Annotated in this window: 18 protein-coding genes and 1 pseudogene; 13 read left to right on the top strand and 6 right to left on the bottom strand. The window is 70.0% G+C overall.

What is annotated here, in order from left to right:
• The 4 genes and pseudogenes from FJ108_15055 (at position 1) to FJ108_15040 (ending at position 3,194) form a co-directional block, all read left to right on the top strand.
• Positions 1-87, top strand: a pseudogene (locus FJ108_15055) (RNA-binding protein).
• 116 nt (positions 88-203) lie between these two features.
• Positions 204-1,067, top strand: a complete 864-nt coding sequence (locus FJ108_15050) for a DUF4097 domain-containing protein (GenBank protein MBM4337199.1) — start codon at positions 204-206, stop codon at positions 1,065-1,067.
• A gap of 109 nt (positions 1,068-1,176) precedes the next feature.
• A complete protein-coding gene (locus tag FJ108_15045; protein MBM4337198.1) occupies positions 1,177-1,581 on the top strand; it encodes a hypothetical protein in 405 nt (134 codons plus the stop codon).
• Between the two features lie 80 nt (positions 1,582-1,661).
• The gene (locus tag FJ108_15040; protein ID MBM4337197.1) at positions 1,662-3,194 is read left to right on the top strand and encodes a DUF3459 domain-containing protein; all 1,533 of its coding nucleotides are present in this window, start codon (positions 1,662-1,664) and stop codon (positions 3,192-3,194) included.
• Here the strand turns inward: FJ108_15040 and FJ108_15035 are convergent.
• Genes FJ108_15035 through rfbC form a run of 3 tightly spaced genes read right to left on the bottom strand, consistent with a single transcriptional unit; the run spans position 3,178 to position 5,589 of the window.
• Entirely contained in the window at positions 3,178-4,068 is an 891-nt protein-coding gene (locus FJ108_15035) for a Dyp-type peroxidase (GenBank protein MBM4337196.1), read from the bottom strand. The genes FJ108_15040 and FJ108_15035 overlap by 17 nt on opposite strands.
• A complete protein-coding gene (locus FJ108_15030) occupies positions 4,065-5,045 on the bottom strand; it encodes a threonine/serine dehydratase (protein MBM4337195.1) in 981 nt (326 codons plus the stop codon). Before FJ108_15030 ends, FJ108_15035 begins: the two co-directional genes overlap by 4 nt.
• 1 nt (position 5,046) lies before the next feature.
• On the bottom strand, positions 5,047-5,589 hold the full coding sequence (gene rfbC, locus FJ108_15025) for a dTDP-4-dehydrorhamnose 3,5-epimerase (protein ID MBM4337194.1): 543 nt from the start codon (positions 5,587-5,589) through the stop codon (positions 5,047-5,049).
• Between the two features lie 57 nt (positions 5,590-5,646).
• Between rfbC and FJ108_15020 the strand changes: the two genes are divergently transcribed.
• Genes FJ108_15020 through FJ108_14995 form a run of 6 tightly spaced genes read left to right on the top strand, consistent with a single transcriptional unit; the run spans position 5,647 to position 11,350 of the window.
• Entirely contained in the window at positions 5,647-7,116 is a 1,470-nt protein-coding gene (locus FJ108_15020; protein ID MBM4337193.1) for an FAD-binding protein, read from the top strand.
• Positions 7,113-7,685: a hypothetical protein gene (locus FJ108_15015; protein MBM4337192.1), complete on the top strand. Its 573-nt coding sequence runs from the start codon at positions 7,113-7,115 to the stop codon at positions 7,683-7,685. The genes FJ108_15020 and FJ108_15015 overlap by 4 nt, the downstream gene beginning before the upstream one ends.
• Positions 7,570-8,730, top strand: coding sequence for a DUF481 domain-containing protein (locus FJ108_15010; protein MBM4337191.1), 1,161 nt, complete (start codon positions 7,570-7,572; stop codon positions 8,728-8,730). The genes FJ108_15015 and FJ108_15010 overlap by 116 nt, the downstream gene beginning before the upstream one ends.
• A 19-nt stretch (positions 8,731-8,749) precedes the next feature.
• Positions 8,750-10,264, top strand: a complete 1,515-nt coding sequence (locus tag FJ108_15005; protein ID MBM4337190.1) for a DUF853 family protein — start codon at positions 8,750-8,752, stop codon at positions 10,262-10,264.
• A 7-nt stretch (positions 10,265-10,271) separates the two neighbouring features.
• Positions 10,272-11,126: a YihY/virulence factor BrkB family protein gene (locus FJ108_15000; GenBank protein MBM4337189.1), complete on the top strand. Its 855-nt coding sequence runs from the start codon at positions 10,272-10,274 to the stop codon at positions 11,124-11,126.
• Positions 11,123-11,350, top strand: coding sequence for a hypothetical protein (locus tag FJ108_14995; GenBank protein MBM4337188.1), 228 nt, complete (start codon positions 11,123-11,125; stop codon positions 11,348-11,350). Before FJ108_15000 ends, FJ108_14995 begins: the two co-directional genes overlap by 4 nt.
• Positions 11,351-11,372: 22 nt before the next feature.
• Here FJ108_14995 and FJ108_14990 read toward each other — a convergent pair whose 3' ends face one another.
• Complete coding sequence (locus FJ108_14990) at positions 11,373-11,591, bottom strand: hypothetical protein (GenBank protein MBM4337187.1); 219 nt, start codon at positions 11,589-11,591, stop codon at positions 11,373-11,375.
• 48 nt (positions 11,592-11,639) lie between these two features.
• On the opposite strand from FJ108_14990, the gene FJ108_14985 reads away from it, so the two are divergent.
• Positions 11,640-12,377 carry a hypothetical protein gene (locus FJ108_14985; protein MBM4337186.1) on the top strand — a complete coding sequence of 246 codons (738 nt, stop codon included), beginning with the start codon at positions 11,640-11,642 and terminating at the stop codon, positions 12,375-12,377.
• A 7-nt stretch (positions 12,378-12,384) separates the two neighbouring features.
• Here FJ108_14985 and FJ108_14980 read toward each other — a convergent pair whose 3' ends face one another.
• Positions 12,385-13,578, bottom strand: coding sequence for an outer membrane lipoprotein-sorting protein (locus tag FJ108_14980; protein MBM4337185.1), 1,194 nt, complete (start codon positions 13,576-13,578; stop codon positions 12,385-12,387).
• On the opposite strand from FJ108_14980, the gene FJ108_14975 reads away from it, so the two are divergent.
• Positions 13,231-14,466, top strand: a complete 1,236-nt coding sequence (locus FJ108_14975; protein MBM4337184.1) for a VWA domain-containing protein — start codon at positions 13,231-13,233, stop codon at positions 14,464-14,466. The two genes, FJ108_14980 and FJ108_14975, sit on opposite strands and share 348 nt — an antisense overlap.
• Positions 14,467-14,527: 61 nt before the next feature.
• On the opposite strand, the gene FJ108_14970 is transcribed toward FJ108_14975, so the two are convergent.
• Positions 14,528-15,877 (bottom strand): outer membrane lipoprotein-sorting protein, encoded by a 1,350-nt coding sequence (locus tag FJ108_14970; GenBank protein MBM4337183.1) that lies wholly within the window; start codon positions 15,875-15,877, stop codon positions 14,528-14,530.
• Between FJ108_14970 and FJ108_14965 the strand changes: the two genes are divergently transcribed.
• A partial coding sequence (locus FJ108_14965; GenBank protein ID MBM4337182.1) for a hypothetical protein occupies positions 15,811-16,435 on the top strand: 625 nt, incomplete at its 3' end. The two genes, FJ108_14970 and FJ108_14965, sit on opposite strands and share 67 nt — an antisense overlap.

Below are 16,435 nucleotides of genomic sequence, written 5' to 3'. Positions count from 1 at the left end.
GCGGCCCCCGCGCCGCCCGCGCGCGGCCGCCCCCCCGCCCCGGCCGCGGGGGGCCCCCCCACCCCCCCGCCCCCCCCCCCCCCCCCCCCCGACGGCGCAAATCGAGGCGGACACCTGCAGGAAGCCCGCGGCGCCCGGACGGGCGGGGACGCGGTCTGGGCGCCCCCCCCGGTCGGCACCCTCCTTGCTATCCGGGAGGTGGGATGATGGAACCTGGAGAAGACGCCGTGACGGAGCCGATCGACGCCAACGCCTGGCTCGAGGAGTCACTGCCCGTGGAGCCGGGCGGAACCCTCTTCGTGCGCTCCTCGCGCGGGACGGTCGACGTTCGCTCGCACGAGGCCGACGAGGTCCGGGTCGAGGCGGAGGCCCGCGGGCGGCGCGCGGAGCAGGTCCGGTTCCTGCTCGAGCCATCCGGGAACGATGTGCGCTTCGAGGCGCGCGTGGACGGCTGGCTCGGCGGCCTGCTCGGGGGGGTCGATGTTCGCGTGCGGATCTGGGTGCCGACCCGCTATTCGCTGGCGCTGCGTTCGAGCGGCGGCGACGTGCGCGTCGACGGGATCGGCGGGGATGTGTCGCTCTCGACGAGCGGCGGCGACGCGAGCGTGAGTCGCACGATCGGTCCGATCGACCTGTCGAGCTCGGGCGGCGATCTCGAGATCCTGCACGTCGATGGCGACGTGCGGGTCAAGAGCTCCGGCGGGAACATCGCCCTCCGCGACGTCTTCGGCGACGTCGCGGCTCGCACCTCGGGTGGAGAGCTGCACATCGACGGCGTGGACGGCGCCGTGGACCTGCGCTCGAGCGGGGGCTCGGTCTCCGTCGTCTTCCTCGGCGACCCCGAGGGCGAGATCAAGGGCTCCGGGGGCTCGATCGAGATCCTGGTCCGGGAGGACGCAAACGCCGAGATCGACGCGAAGTCGAGCGGCGGCGAGATCGAGCTCGAGCTCGAGCTCGACCGGCGCCGTGAGCCCTCGAGGCGCCACGTCGTCGGGTCGCTCGGCATTGGCGGGCCGAGGCTGGTCGTGCGCAGCTCGGGCGGCTCGATCCGGATCGCCGAGCTCTGAGCCGGGCCGCGCCCGCCGGTCTTCCTGGCCGGGACGCAGAAACACGTGGCGTCACGGGCGCCGTCCGAGTTATACGGTGACTCGGGAACCTGATCTCAAGGAGACACGCATGGCCGCCAGGAAGGGAACCGCCCGCAAGAAGGCCACGAGCGCCGCCAGGAAGCCCCCGGCGCCGAAGTCGGCCGAGGAGCGGGCCGCGCACTTCGAGATCCAGCAGGGCCTGAAGACCCTCGGCAAGACCATCGCGGAGCTCCAGAAGAGCCTGGGCAACGCCGAACGCGAGATCGAGGCCGACGCGCGGCGCAAGATCGCCGCACTGCGCAAGGAGGGCCGCGAGCAGCTCGACGCGATCAATGCCAAGGGCCGCGAGATCGCGGCCTCGCTCAAGAAGGCCTCCGCGGCGGCGGAGACCTCGTGGGACGAGCTGAAGCACCGCGCCGAGACACTGATCGGCGAGGCCCGCTCCGCCGCGGTCTCGTTCGCCAGCCGTATCCGCGACGCGATCAGCCGCTAGCCGCGGACCGGCTCGAGGCGCCCCGCTTGAGGCTCTGGTGGAAACACGGCGTGGTGTACCAGATCTACCCCCGCTCGTTCATGGACTCGAACGGCGACGGGGTGGGAGATCTGGACGGCATCCGCGCGCGCCTGGACCACCTGGCCTGGCTCGGCGTCGACGCGATCTGGCTCTCGCCGATCTTCCCCTCTCCGATGGCGGACTTCGGCTACGACGTCTCGGACTACTGCGCGATCGATCCGGTCTTCGGTACGCTCTCCGACTTCGATCGGCTGCTCGAGGCGGCTCACTCGCGCGGCATCCGCGTGATTCTCGATTGGGTTCCGAATCACACCTCGGATCGGCACGCCTGGTTCATCGAGTCACGCTCGAGCCGGACGAGCGCCAAGCGCGACTGGTACGTCTGGCGCGATCCGGCCAGTGACGGAGGGCCGCCGAATCAGTGGGTGAGCATCTTCGGCGGGCCGGCCTGGAAGCTCGATCCGGGGACGGGTCAGTACTACCTGCACTCCTTCCTGGTCGAGCAGCCGGATCTCGACTGGCGCAATCCCGAGGTCGTCGCGGCGATGCACGGGACGCTGCGCTTCTGGCTCGACCGCGGCGTGGACGGATTCCGGATCGACGTGATCCACCGCATCGCGAAGGATCCGCTGCTTCGCGACAACCCGCCGAGTTCGACCCCCGGACCGGGCTACGGCGGACAGCAACACGACCACGACGAGAACCACGCCGACGTGCACGCGTTCCTGCGCGGGATTCGCGCCGTGCTCGACGGGTACGAGGAGCGCATGGCCGTCGGCGAGGTCTACATCATGGATCCGTCGCAGGTCGCGGGCTACTACGGGCGAGGCGACGAGCTCCATCTCGCGTTCAACTTCTCGTTCCTGCGCTCGCCCTGGAGCGCGGCGGACTTCGCGCGCGAGATCTCGGCCTTCGACGCGCTCGTTCCGGTCGAGGGCTGGCCCGACGCGGTGCTCTCCAACCACGACGTGCCCCGTCACGCCACGCGCTACGACGACCCCGTGCTCGGCGACGAGCGGGCGCGCGTCGCGGCCATGCTCTTGCTCACGCTGCGCGGAACGCCCTTCCTCTACTACGGAGAGGAGATCGGCATGCGCAACGTCGAGGTTCCGCGCGAGCAGATGCGCGATCCGCTCGCGCTCACGCTCCACCCGAGTCTGTCGCGGGACCCGGAGCGGACGCCGATGCACTGGAGCGCCGAGCGCGGCGCTGGCTTCACCCGCGGGGAGCCCTGGCTTCCGATCGGCGCCGACGTCGCGAAGCGAAACGCGGCGGCGCTGCGCGAAGACCGGGACTCACTGCTCTGGCTGTACCGCGATCTCATCGAGCTGCGGCGCGCGACGCCGGCGCTCGAGCGGGGAAGCTTCCGACCGCTCCCGGCGCCCGACGGCGTGCTCGCCTGGGAGCGAAGCTGCGGGGACTCGCGCGCGATCGTCGCGCTGAACTTCGGCGCGGAGCCGCGCGCGGCCGGGCTCGCGACCGCGCGCGTATCGGGCGGTCTGCGCACGCACCGGGGCGAGCCACTCCCGAGCGACGCGGCCAAGCTCGAGCTGGCGCCGAGCCAGGGCGCCGTGCTCATCGTCGAGTCGTGAGGCGCGACAGGTCGAGGCGCGCGCCCGCGATCGGCGGGCACCAGTAGTAGCCACCGCGAATCGGGCGCGAGAACGAGAACAGCGCGTCCACGATTCCGTCGTCGAGCCCCATCATTCTGCGCAGCACGCGCTCGTAGCGGTCCAGGCTCTCGCCGAACGCGATGAACTCGAGCCCGTGCTCGTGCGCCGAAGCCCAGGGCATCGAGCAGCGCACCATGAACGCGGGCGGGTCGTAGCTCTCCTGTGCGCTCCGCTTCACGTGCGCCGAGTCGGGGGCGTCGGCGATCTCGTCGTTCGTGTCGAGCCGTCGGCCGATGATCGCGTCGCGGCGCGCCTGCGGGTGCCGCCGGAAGCGCACGAGATCGTGCACCCAGCGCTGGACCGCGACGAAGCTCGAGCCCGAGAGGCCCGCCTCGCCCGAGGCCAGCGCCGCCTCCGCTGCGGCGTCGCCCTGCGGGTTCTCGGTCCCGTCCTCGTAGCCGGTCAGGTCGCGACCGCCCGCATAGGTGAACGTGTCGAGCGCGTCGTCGAGCGCGAACGCCGCGCCGAGAAGCTCCGCGATGGCTCGAGTCGAGTCGAAGAGCGCGCCGCGCTCCTCGCCGCGCAGCAGGAACCAGAGCGCACCCTGCGTCGACGGCGTGGCGGCGCCCGGCCCCGCGAGCGCGGGGAAGGGACGCAGCCCAGGAATCTCGGCGCCGAGCGCGCGCACGAGCGGCTCGCCGATGCCCGCGACTCCCCAGCCGATCTCGAAGCCGTCGCGAAGCGATTCGATCGCTCGACGCAGATCGGTGTCGGGCACGATCCGGAACGCAACCGAGCGCGCGACCGCGGGCGGTTTCGAAAGGACGCCGGGCTGGGATCGTTTCGTGTTCATGGCCGCGATGATCGCACGCGCTCGCGATCCGATGTGAGCGCGGCTCGGCGCGCGGCGAGCTCCAGGTGCTCGGGCTGCGGGTTTCCGCCGGAGAGCAGCACGCCCGAGCGCCCGCGGCCCTCGCGGAGCGCGACCGCGAGCGAGGCCGCGCCAGAGGGCTCGAGCACCAGCCGCAGCTCGCGCAGCGCGAAGGCCATCGCGTCGAGCAGCTCTTCGTCGCTCACCAGCTCGACGCGCGCGACGTGCCGCTGCAGCACCGGAAAGGTCAGCTCCCCCGGGCTGCGCACGCGCAGGCCGTCGGCGATCGTGCGCGGCGGCGGCACACTGCGCCGCTCGCCCGCCGCGAGCGACAGCTTCGTGTCGTTTGCGTCGGCAGGCTCGACCGCGACGATCTCGGTCGCGGGCGAGAGCGCGTGGATCGCGACCGCGCATCCCGCCATCAGCCCGCCGCCGGAGACGGGCGCGTAGAAGCGGTCGAGCACGTCCGCATCCTCGAGCAGCTCGAGCGCGGCGGTTCCCTGGCCGGCGGCGATGAGCGGGTGGTCGTACGGGGGAACCGGGACCAGACCCTCGCTTCGCGCGATCTCGTCGGCGCGAAGCGCGCGCTCTTCGCTGTCGGGTCCGACCAGCATGAGCTCGGCGCCGTCGGCCGACGTGCGCGCGCGCTTCGGCTCCGGCGCGTCGGCGGGCATCACGATCACGGCGCGAAGTCCGAGCAGGTTCGCCGCACGAGCCACCGCCTGCGCGTGATTTCCGGAGGAGTGCGCGACCACGCCCGCGCAGCCCTTCGGCAGGGTCAGCATCAGGTTGAACGCGCCTCGGAGCTTGAAGGCTCCCGTGCTCTGCAGCGACTCGGGCTTCAGCAGCAGCTCGCAGGCCGCATCGAGCCGGTGGTGCAGGACCGGCGTGCGCAGCACCCACGGGTGGATCCGCCGGCGCGCTTCTCGGATCGTCGTGAGCGTGAGCTCCCCGAGCATCCTAGCGGAGCCGGGGCTCGATCTCGGACAGGCGCGGAAGCGCCGCGTCCTTCGCGGAGAGCAGAGGGGCGGCGACCGGCCAGCGGACGCCGATCGCGGGGTCGTTCCAGATCACGCCGATCTCGTCCTCGGGGTGGTACAGCTCCGTGCACTTGTACTCGACCTGCGCCGTCTTCGAGACGACGCAGAAGCCGTGCAGGAAGCCCGGCGGAACCCAGAGCTGCCGGAAGTTCCTCGCAGAGAGGGTCTCGCCCACCCAGCGCCCGAAGCTCGCAGAGCCCGGGCGTGCGTCCACCGCGACGTCGAAGATCTTCCCTTGCGTGCAGCGGATCAGCTTCCCCTGCGCGAAGTGGCGCTGCATGTGCAGGCCGCGCAGGGTTCCCCGCGCGGAGAGGGAGTGATTGTCCTGCACGAAGCGCGCGCTGATTCCGCCGTCGGCGAAACGCTGCGCGTGATAGCTCTCGAGAAAGAATCCGCGCGCGTCGCGGTGGACGCGCGGCTCGATCAGGATCACTTCGGGAAGCGACGTCGGCTCGAAGCGCACGCCGCGAGCGTAGCAGAGCGCGCCCGATCGAAGCCGCGTTCCCTATAAGATAGGGGCGTGGATCGGGAGCTCGTCGCGGACGCGGTGGTGATCGGCAGCGGAGCTGGCGGCGCGCCCGCGGCCGCGGCGCTGGCCAAGGCGGGGCTCGACGTGATCGTGCTCGAGGCCGGGCCTCGCTACGAGACGCGGGACTTCAACGGCGTCGAGTCCGAGATGGTCGGAAAGCTCCTGAAGGCGAGCCGCGCCGGAGACAGCGGGCACGAGCTGTACGCCGGCGCCTGCGTCGGCGGCTCGACCGTCGTGAACGACGCGCTCTGCTGGCCTACGCCCGCGGAGGTGATCGAGCAGTGGGTTCGCGAGCACGGGCTCGCCTCGTTCGGCGAGGCGGCGTACGCGGAGCTCGTGGCGACGGTCCTTTCGGAGATCGGCGCCGCACCCACCGATCTCGCGCACACCAACAAGAACGCGCGCGCGCTCGAGCGCGGCGCGAAGCGTCTGGGCTGGGCGGGGCAGCCGATGGCGCGGAACGTGCGGGACTGCGCGAATCTGGGCCTGTGCAATCTGGGCTGCCCGACCGGCGCGAAGCAGTCCTCGCTGCTCACCTGGGTGCCGCGCGCCGAGCGAGCCGGCGCGCGCGTCATCGCGAGCGCGCGCGTCACGCGGATCGAGGCCGACTCGGGGCAGGTTCGCGCCGTCGTGGCCGAGGCGCTCGATCCGGCGACCGGCTCGCCGAACGGAACGCTTCGCGTCGAGACGCCGCGCGTGATCCTCGCCGCGGGCGTGCTCGAGACGCCAGCGCTCCTGCTCGCGAGCGCGCTCGGCGCGAACGCCGGAACGGGTTTGCAGTTCCACTCCAGCGTGTACGTCGCGGCGCGCTTCGCGGATCCGGTTCACGCCTACTACGGGCCGACGATGTCGTATGCGATCACCGAGTTCTCGGACGTGAATGGCCGGCGCGGCCCGGGCCTGATGCTCGAGAACGTCGCGGCGCTGCCCCTGTCGACCGCGAGCTCGCTTCCGGGCTTCGGGTCGGCGCTGGCGGGGCCGATGGAGTCGCTGCCGTTCCTGGCGCGAGCCGTCGTCGTGCTTCGCGATCGGACGCGCGGCCGGCTCGAGCTCGACGGAGACCGTCGGACGCGGATCACCTACCCGTTCGAGCGCGGGGATCTGGACCGCGCGCGAACGGGAATGATCGCGCTCGCCCGCGCGTACCTGGCCTCGGGCGCCGAGCAGGTCTTCCTGCCCGTGAACGACCTCGCGCCGGTGACGGCCGAGAGCGAGCTGGACGCGCTCGAGTCCCGAGCGCTCTCGACGCGGGATACCTCGCTGATCTACGCGGTCCATCTCTTCGGTGGCGCGGTGATGGGATCCGATCCGACCACGAGCTGCTGCGACGAAGCCGGGCGGGTGCGCGGCGTGAAGGGACTCTGGGTGAGCGACGCCTCGGCGCTTCCGAGCAACACCGGCGTGAATCCCCAGGTCACGATCATGGCGAACGCGCTTCGCGTCGCCGCGGGAATCGTATGACGAGCGCCGAGAGCGAGATCGCGCGCGATCTGGCGAGTCTGGACCGGCGGGCCTTCCTTCGTCTGACCGGCGCCGCCGCGGCGTTCGGCCTGCTCCCGGTCGCGTGTGGCGAGGCGGTCGCGCCGACGGTGGAGCTACAGCTGTTCTCGCCGCGCGCGTACGCGGTGTTCAACGCGGCGGCCACGCGAATCGTCGGTCCTCGCGGCGCCGAGCTGATCCGCAGCGGCGAGATCGATCCGGCGCTCGCGGCCGATGCCTTCGTCGCCCGCAATCCCGCGCTCGGCGACACCGTCGAAGCGGCGCTCGCGTTGCTCGAATGGGCGCCCTGGCCGCTGGTCCCCAAGCTCCGGCCGTTCACGGCGCTCGCGGGTGATGGGCAGGACCGGGTGCTCGACGCGCTGATGCGCTCGCGGATCGATCTGCTCCGCGACGTCTTCAAGGGAGTGAAGTCGCTTGCGGCGCTGGTGTTCTACGCGAATCCCGCGACGCGCGACCTCACCGGATTCCCCGGCCCGTTCGGGAGCGCGGAAGTTCCGATCGCCGCCGCGATGGTCGAGTCGGACTCCTGACCTCACCCTCGGCTCCGAGAGGAGAAACAGCGTGAAACGGCTGCTCGTGCTCTCGATCCTCGCTTGCGCGTCGGCTGCGGCGAACGCGGACGAGGTCCAGTTCACGAACGGGGACCGGCTGAGCGGAAAGGTGCTCGGTCTCTCGGACGGCAAGCTCTCCTTCGACTCGAAGCTCGCCGGAAAGCTCGAGATCGCCTGGACCGAAGTCGCCACCTTCTCGAGCGACGAGCCGGTGACGATCGTCCTCGCCGATCAGTCGGTGATCGTCGACCGGGTGGGCATCGCGGAGACCGGGGCGGTTCGCACTTCCGGCAGTGGATCGATCGCCGCGCAGACGATCCCGCTCGCGAATGCCGTGAAGCTGAACCCCGAGCCGGTGCAGTGGAAGGGCGCGGCCGTCGCGGGCGCGATCTTCGACCGCGGCAACACCACTCGAACCGCCGGCACCGCCGCCTTCGACGCCGTGCGCCGCGCGGAGTCGGACCGCATCACGTTCGGCGCTGGCTACGCTTCGGAGCAGACCAAGGACGACGACACCGGCGAAACCAGCACGACCAAGCGACAGATGTTCATGGGCCTTCAGTACGATCTGTTCTTCCATCCGAAGTGGTACCTGTACGCGAAGGGGCGCGGCGAGAAGGACGGCGTCGCCAACCTGGACCTCCGGCTCGTGAGCGGCGTCGGTCTCGGCTATCAGTTCTTCGAAACCGACGAGCTGAAGCTCAATCTCGAAGCCGGCCCCACGTGGGTGAGCGAGAACTACTCCGACGACACCGAGAGCGTCGACTACATCGCGGCGCGCGTGGCGTGGAACCTGGACTGGGCCTTCTACGGCGACGTCGCATTCTTCCACCACGGCGCTTCGTATCCGAGCCTGGAGAACAGCCACGATCAGCTCATCGAGACCCGCACCGGTTTTCGCTACAAGCTCTTCGGCGGCTTCTTCGGCGAGTCCAAGGTGATCTGGATCTGGGACTCGAGCCCGGCCGACGACAAGAAGCGCCAGGACCTCTCGGTCATCCTCGGGCTCGGCTACGGCTTCTAGGCGGAGGGGAGGGCACTCGATGGATGCGAAGCTGATCTCGGCCGCGCGCGCCAGCTTTCCCGCCGTGGATGCGGCGATCGTGCTCGGCGCGCCGCTCTCGGGCGGCGAAGCGCACCCCGAGCCGCTGGTGCGCGTGCCTCTGTCGATCCTGAATCGACACGGGCTGGTCGCGGGCGCCACCGGCACGGGCAAGACCAAGACGCTGCAGCTCGTCGCGGAGCAGCTCTCGCGCGCGGGCGTGCCGGTGTTCCTCGCGGACCTGAAGGGAGATCTGGCGGGGATCGCGGCTCCGGGCGATGCGAACGAGCGCGTGGTCGCCCGCGCAAGAGAGACCGGCTTCGATTGGCAGGCGGCGGCCTGCCCGGTCGAGCTGCTCTCGCTCACCGGCCGATCGGGGGCGCAGGTGCGCGCGACGGTCTCGTCGTTCGGGCCGCTCCTGCTCGCGAAGGTGCTCGACCTGAACCAGACGCAGACGAGCGTGCTCTCGCTCGTCTTCAAGTACTGCGACGACCGCGGGCTCGAGCTGCTCGACTTCGCGGATCTGCGCACGGTCCTGCAGCACCTCACCGGCGCGGGAGCGGAGGAGCTGGCCGGGCTCGGCGGGATGTCGAAGTCGACCGTGGGTGTGCTGCTGCGGGAGATGGTCGAGCTCGAGCAGCAGGGGGCGCTGGCGTTCTTCGGCGAGCCGGAGCTCGACCTCGACGATCTGCTGCGCACGACGTCCGACGGTCGCGGCATCGTGAGCGTGCTCGACCTGCAGGACGTGCAGGACAAGCCCGCGCTGTTTTCGACCTTCATGATGTGGCTGCTCGCGCGGCTCTTCGCGGAGCTGCCCGAGGTGGGTGATCCGGCCAAGCCCAAGCTCGTGTTCTTCTTCGACGAGGCGCACCTGCTGTTCCGAAGCGCGAGCACCGCGTTCCTGGACCAGGTCGGACAGGTGGTGCGCCTGATCCGCTCCAAGGGGGTGGGCATCTTCTTCGTGACGCAGAATCCCAAGGACGTGCCCGCCGAGATCCTCGGGCAGCTCGGGACGCGCGTGCAGCACGCGCTCCGCGCGTTCACGCCCGACGACGACAAGGCGCTTCGAGCCGCCGCGCGGACGTTTCCGAAGACCGAGTTCTACGACATCGAAGAGACGCTGACGACGCTCGGCACGGGCGAGGCGCTGATCAGCGCGCTCGCCGCGAGCGGCGCGCCGACGCAGCCGTTCGCGACGCGCCTGATTCCGCCCGCATCGCGCATGGGCGTGCTAGCCGAAGCCGAGCGAGCGGCGCTGCTCGCGACGCCCCAGGTGCGGAAGTACCGCGACGCCGTCGATCGCGAGAGCGCGCACGAGAAGCTGACCCGGAAGAGCGCTGCGGAAGCTCCGGCGAGCCGCGACGCCGAGCCGCCCGCGCGCGGCGCGGCGCGCGAAGGCGGCAGCTCTCTCTCCGCCGTCCTGAACTCCCCGCTCGCGCGCAGCGTCGCGACGGCTTTCACGCGAGGCGTGCTCGGCGCGCTGCTCGGATCGCCCCGCCGCAGGCGGCGGTACTGAACCCGCGATGAATCTCGCCACGATCACGGCGTTCCTGCGCGAGGTCGCCAAGGAGTGGTCCGACGACGACGCGCTCACGCTCGGCGCGGCGCTCGCGTACTACACGATCTTCTCGCTGGCGCCGCTGCTCGTGCTCGTGCTCGCGATCGCGGGTCTCGTCTTCGGCCGCGCCGCCGCGCAGGGCGAGCTCGTGGCGCAGATCCAGGGCGCCGTCGGGCCCGCCGGCGCCGAGCTGATCGAGAGCATGATCGAGCGCGCGAGCAAGCCGTCCTCGGGTCTGGTCGCCACGGCGATCAGCCTGGTGACGATGTTCTTCGGCGCGTCGGGGGTGTTCGGTCAGCTGCAGGGATCGCTGAATCTGATCTGGGGCGCGACCACGGTGCGCCGGACGGGCGTGAAGGGCCAGCTGCAACGACGCGCGGCGAGCTTCTCGATGATTCTCGCGATCGGGCTCCTGCTTCTGCTCTCGCTTGCGATCTCGGCGCTGATCTCGGGTCTGCACGACATCATCGACCTGTACCTGACGGTCCCGTCGGAGGTCCTGTCACTCACGACCCCCGCGGTCTCGTTCATGATCGTCACGGCGCTCTTCGCGATGATCTTCAAGCTTCTGCCCGATGCTCGCATCGAGTGGCGCGACGTCTGGCTCGGCGCTCTCGTGACCGCGCTGCTGTTCACGGTCGGGAAGTCGGCCATCGGCATCTATCTCGGCCGCGCGGGCGTCGCGTCGGTGTATGGAGCGGCGGGTTCGCTCGTGCTGGTGCTGCTCTGGGTCTACTATTCGGCGCAGCTCCTGTTCATCGGCGCGGAGTTCACAGAGGTCTACTCGCGCCGCTTCGGCTCACGGAGACTCGACGAGTGATTCGCTCCGCTCTGCTTCTCGGCGCGGTCGCGCTGACCGCGGGCTGCTCGTTCCGCGGCGGCGACTTCACGCCACTCGCGACAGAGCCGGAAACGCCTTGCTCGCGCCAGGCCGAAGCGTTCTGCAAGGAGAACCTCGGCTCCGCGGACCTGTCGACCTGCGTCAAGCGCGAGAAGTATCGCTGCGAGCTGCTGGAAGAGCAGGGCGAGAAGGTCGAGCCCTAGAAGCCCGTGGCTGCGCGCCTGCTCAAGGTGCGTTCGCCTTCTCGAGCTCCTCGCACAGGTAGATCTCGCGCTTCAGGCAGGCGAGGCGGTCGGATCCGGCGAGGTCGCGCTCGCAGCGCTGCTCCGCCTGGTCTGCGCACTTGCCGCTCCCGAGCTCGTCCTTGGCCATGTCCGCGGGCGATGCGCAGGCGCAAACGACGAGGGCGAACGCCGAGAGTGCGAGCCGGCCGAGCATCGCCATAGACTGACACGCGCTCCGTTCGGGGCAAGCGGCTAGGATCTGGGGCGGATGATCGCTCGCCGCGTCGCCCTGTCTCTGGTCGTGCTCTGCACGCTCGGTTTGTGGAGCTGCGCGAGCGATCCGGTGCAGCGCGCGCCGGGCCTGGCGTCGCGCGAGTACTTCCCGCTCCGCAGCGGCGGGCACTGGAGCTACGAGATCCGCGCGGGGCTCTTCGCGCGGCGCACGCGCATGGAGGTGACCGCGCGCGGCGAGCACGCGATTCGCGGCTCGGACCAGCGCCTGTTCCTGATGGAGGAGCAGCTGTCCGGCCGAATCTACGGGCTCGAGCCCGCCGGCCTGGTCGGCTATCGCGTCTGCGACGGATACCTGACTCGGATCGCTGCGGTCGCGCTCGAGCCGGACGGCCAGGTCAGCGTCTTCGGCGGAGAGGGCATGTCGTTCCTCCCCGTCGAACCCGCGCCCGGCCAGACCTGGAGCGACCGCACCGAGGTCTTCCGCGGCTCCGGCGGCGCCGGACAGACCTGGACGGCCGAAGTCGCGTCCGCAGGTCGCGTGCGTGTGCCCGCGGGAAGCTTCGACGACGTGATCGTCGTGCGAAGCCAGCAGTGGGATCCGGATTGGGACACCGACCGGCCGTTGCACAGCTACGAGGACTTCTACGCGCGCGGCGTCGGGCTGATCCGAAGCGTCTCGCGTAACAACTCGCAGGGGTTCTGGATGTCGATCGAGCAGGAGCTCGTCGCGTTCCACTTCGACGAAGAGAACCCGGTTCGAGCCCGGCCCTAGCGGATCCCTAGCTCCCGGAGGCCAGGTCGGTCTGCCGGAACAGCCGATCGGGGAGATCTGCGTCGAGCCGGATCGATTCGATCGCGACTCGCGTGCGAGTACCGTCGATCAGGTCCTCGAGCTCCAGCGCGCGCGCGATCGCGAGGTCTCCGCTCTTCTCGACCGTCTTCGGGTCCGCGCGCAGGATCTTGCGCAGCTTCGCGCCCGGCTCGTAGGAGTCGACGCGCAGCACGACGCAGGTCTCGCGGTCGACGTAGCTCACGACGCGCTCGTAGCTCGATCCGTCCTCGGGCGCGGGCGCGCCCGCGAGCACGTAGACGGCCCGATCGGCCTCGACCGCGTCGGGCAGGAGCTCCGCCTTGTTGCGTTTGGAGAAGCCGCGCCAGTTCTCGAAGTTGTCGTAGGAGAAGTCGGTGCCGAAGAGCCCCCCGGAGCTCCGGCCCGAGATCCGCCGCACGCGCCGCTCGCCGGGCGCGAACACGTAGAACTCGCTCGGCCCGCTCGGATTCTCGATCATGAGCATCGCCGTCCCGCGGATGTCCGTCGGCCGGTCGAAGCGCAGCACCGCGCGCTGCAGCCCGTCGGCGAGCTTCTTGCCGAGCACCTTCGCGCGGCTTGCGCGCTCGCCGCCGACCCGGTCGACCTTCGTGAAGGTCGCGCGGAACTCGAGCGTCGTATGGGGCAGATTGCGCTTGGCGCAGGCCTGCGCCTCGGCGAGTGGATCCGCGGCGGATTGCGCGGGAGCCGGCCACGGCAGAAGCAGAAGTGCTGCGGCCAGGAGCCGCGCGGCGTTTGGTGGGATCACTGCGTTGCGTATAGTACGCGCCTCCCAGGCTGAGCGAGGAATCCCGCCATGCTTCCGACGCGTCTCATTCTGGCGCAGTTTCTGATCGGCGCGCTCGTCGCTGGCCGCGCGTTCGCGCAGTCGTCGGCCGCGGGCGACGAGCAGGTCTGGATCGATCTGCGAAAGCCGGCCGATGCGATCGTGCAGCGGCTCCCGGTCGCGATGATCGAGGTCGACGGCTCCACCGGCGCCGGGCGCCTCCACTACCACGACGTGGCGATCGTGATCGATCTCTCGGCCAGCACCCGCCTGCGCTCCGGCGTCGACGTGAACGAGAACGGGGTGGTCGGAAAGGCGAGCCCGGAGATTCGCGAGGACTACTGGGGAGCCGCGTCGCCGGAGCTTCTCTGCGACGATCCCGGGGACACGATCGCGGCCGCGGAGATCGCCGCGGTGCGGCGGCTGCTGAAGCTTCTGAACCCGGAGCGGACGCGCGTGGCGCTGATCGCGTTCGGTGACCGGGCCGAGTTCGCAGCGCCGTTGGTCGCGACCCGCCCCGAGGTGGAGGCGGCGCTCGATCGGCTCGACGGCCGTCACGGCTGGTACGGGGGCACGAATTACGCCGCAGCGCTGGACCTCGCGCGCGCGGCGCTTCTCGACGCGCCCGCGGACGGCAAGGCGGGTCGCAAGCGCAGCATCCTGTTCCTCTCCGACGGCTATCCGACCCTTCCCCCTCCCGAGCCCAACCCCGGTCGCTCGGCGATCGCGGCCGCGCGCGGCGCGGGCGAGAAGGAGGTGCGCATCCACAGCTTCGCGCTCGGGCCAGAGGCCGTGCGCGGCCGAGACGTGCTCGATCTGGTCTCGCGCGTGTCGCAGGGCACGCTCACCGAGATCGAGCGCCCCGGAGAGGTGCTGTTCCATCTGCCTGCGGTGGAACTCTCCGAGGTCGCCGATGTGCAGCTCCTGAATCAGACGTCCGGTCAGCCCGGGCGCGCGATTCGCCTGCTCGCCGACGGGAGCTTCGACGGCTTCGTGTCGCTGGTGCGCGGTCGCAACCTCCTGCGCGTCACCGCGATCGGGATCGGCGGAGGAACCCAGGTCGTGGAGCGCTCCGTCTTCTACGAGCCGACCGCCGGGCAGCAGCGCGAGGTCGAGCTCGAGGTCTCGCGCCTGCGCGAGCTGCTCCGCACCCGCGCGATCGAGGTGGAGCTCGCCGGCGAGATCCAGCGCGCCCGCGAACAGCGGCGCGCGCGCCAGCGCGAGCTGCGCATCGACGTCGAGAAGCCGACGCCGGCTCCGAAATAGCTGCGGCCCGCTGCGACGTGGGTCGCAGCGGGCCGCGCAGAGTCTCGATCGGAACCCGGCGCTACCGCCCCAGGGTCTTCAGCCGCGTGGTGTCGTAGTACTTGCGGCTCGAGGCGGCATCGAACTCCTTCGCGTTCGCGTTGTCGAACTGGCCGGTGTGCGAGTTCCCGTTCTGCACGTTCACGACCATGATGTGCGAGTAGTTCAGCGAGTTGCGGCCCTTGTTCTCGGGCACCGGGCTGTCCTCGCTCCACTTGAACACGCTGCCGATGATCCGGTACGGCTTGCCAGCGCGATCGTACGCCATCGAGTACAGCGGCATCATCGTTTCTTTGTCGTACCAGATCATCTTGCGGCTGTACGGGTGGCCCTTCTGGCGCGGGATGTCGTCGAGCTGGAACGCGGTGCGCTTCTCGAAGGTCTCGCCCGCGAACGGCAGCGCGTTGTACGGGGCGAACTTGCAGCTGTACCACTCGTCGTCGGTGCCCAGCCGCACCATCCTGTCCGCGCCGCCGGAAGCCGTCGCGCCGGGGATCACGCTGGGGAAGCAGGAGCGCTTGGAGTTGATCACGCCGAGCTTCGTCGATTCACCCTTGAACTCCCACTGGTGGTCCCACACGTAGCCCGCGAAGATGTAGAAGTCCTCGAGCGTGAACTCGGTGCCGAGAAGCGAGTCCGACTTCTGCGTGGCTGCGATGCGGCGCACGCGGCGCAGCGCCGGAATGTACGCCCAAGTGTCGTCTTCCTTGTTCTCCACGTCGTAGCGGTAGAGCAGGAACATCGTTCCGCGCAGATCGAACGGCGTCTTCACGTCGAAGAACTCGGCCCACTCGATGTCGGTGCCCTCGACGAGCTGGGTCGTCGCCGGCAGCAGGTCCGCGCGGTGCGAGAAGTAGGTGCGGCGGTACTCGCCCTGGGCGATGCGCCAGACTTCCTTTCCCTTGTTGCGCATGTTGCTGAAGCCCCAGTGCGGAAGGTTCAGCCCCGATCCACCCTGCCAGCGAAAGTTGACGTTCCAGGCCAGCTTGAGCGCGAACTGCGGATCGTCCGGCGTCAGGTCGCACTTGTGGCCGGTCGCCTCCTTCGCCCACTCGGAGTATGGGAACGGCTGACCGGCGACGTAGTTCACCAGGAAGCCTTTCGCATCGAGCTTCGCCTTGCAGGCGTTGTCGACGGTCGCCTTCACATACGCCGGGTGCGGTGTGTAGGTGCCGGGGTTCGCGACGGTGATGCTCAAGTCCGTGTTGCCCTCGACGACGTAGGGAATCAGCTCGTCGGGAATCAGGCCCTGTGCCAGCTGCGCGTTCGCGGAGCTGATCGTCGTGGGGGCGGTTACCTCGGCAGATGCGATCGGCGCGCTTCCGAGCGCGACCAAGACCGCAAACGCATACACCCAACGTGATCGTCGCATCGGACCTCCCTCCACTACGAGTCTTGCGATGGCTTGGACTCCAGCGAGCAATGATGCGCGCTGGATCGCTTGCTTTCAAGGAGATGTCGCCGATTCTTGCGCGCTCGACAGCGGTCACTGTCTCCCGGTTGACCCCTCCGACAGTCCTTTACATGATAGGCGGCATCCGTGCGGTCGGATCTTCAGGGGGTGCGATGAACTGGCGTCGATCGACTGGCAACCCATCGCGGGCCGCCGCGTTGGCGCTCGTGCTCGGCCTGATCGCCGCCGTGAGCGTGAGCGCGGCGCTGGATCCGGCGCGATTCGATACCTGGAAGCTTCCCGAGGCCAATCTCTATGCGGTGACTGCGCGCGGTACGCGCGCCTGGGCCGGGGGCTACTGGGGAACGATCCTGGTCTCGGCCGACTCGGGACGCACCTGGACGCAGCCCGATACACCGACGGCGAACACGATCTTTGGCATTTCCTTCGCCGATGACGCCAACGGCTGGGCCGTCGGCGCGAACGGGACGATCCTGCACTCCTCCGACGGCGGCGCCTCCTGGCAGCTGCAGCCCG

It is taken from the genome of Deltaproteobacteria bacterium, assembly GCA_016875225.1.
Lineage (GTDB): Bacteria > Myxococcota_A > UBA9160 > SZUA-336 > SZUA-336 > VGRW01.
Note: the sequence above shows the minus strand (reverse complement) of the source record. Positions and strands in the feature narration are given on the sequence as shown.

Bases quoted from the DNA above. Each gene is read 5' to 3' on its own strand.
- FJ108_15050 (MBM4337199.1), top strand. From the start codon at position 204: ATGATGGAACCTGGAGAAGACGCCGTGACGGAGCCGATCGACGCCAAC.
- FJ108_15045 (MBM4337198.1), top strand. From the start codon at position 1,177: ATGGCCGCCAGGAAGGGAACCGCCCGCAAGAAGGCCACGAGCGCCGCC.
- FJ108_15040 (MBM4337197.1), top strand. From the start codon at position 1,662: ATGGACTCGAACGGCGACGGGGTGGGAGATCTGGACGGCATCCGCGCG.
- FJ108_15035 (MBM4337196.1), bottom strand. From the start codon at position 4,068: ATGAACACGAAACGATCCCAGCCCGGCGTCCTTTCGAAACCGCCCGCG.
- FJ108_15030 (MBM4337195.1), bottom strand. From the start codon at position 5,045: ATGCTCGGGGAGCTCACGCTCACGACGATCCGAGAAGCGCGCCGGCGG.
- FJ108_15015 (MBM4337192.1), top strand. From the start codon at position 7,113: ATGACGAGCGCCGAGAGCGAGATCGCGCGCGATCTGGCGAGTCTGGAC.
- FJ108_15005 (MBM4337190.1), top strand. From the start codon at position 8,750: ATGGATGCGAAGCTGATCTCGGCCGCGCGCGCCAGCTTTCCCGCCGTG.
- FJ108_15000 (MBM4337189.1), top strand. From the start codon at position 10,272: ATGAATCTCGCCACGATCACGGCGTTCCTGCGCGAGGTCGCCAAGGAG.
- FJ108_14990 (MBM4337187.1), bottom strand. From the start codon at position 11,591: ATGGCGATGCTCGGCCGGCTCGCACTCTCGGCGTTCGCCCTCGTCGTT.
- FJ108_14985 (MBM4337186.1), top strand. From the start codon at position 11,640: ATGATCGCTCGCCGCGTCGCCCTGTCTCTGGTCGTGCTCTGCACGCTC.
- FJ108_14975 (MBM4337184.1), top strand. From the start codon at position 13,231: ATGCTTCCGACGCGTCTCATTCTGGCGCAGTTTCTGATCGGCGCGCTC.
- FJ108_14970 (MBM4337183.1), bottom strand. From the start codon at position 15,877: ATGCGACGATCACGTTGGGTGTATGCGTTTGCGGTCTTGGTCGCGCTC.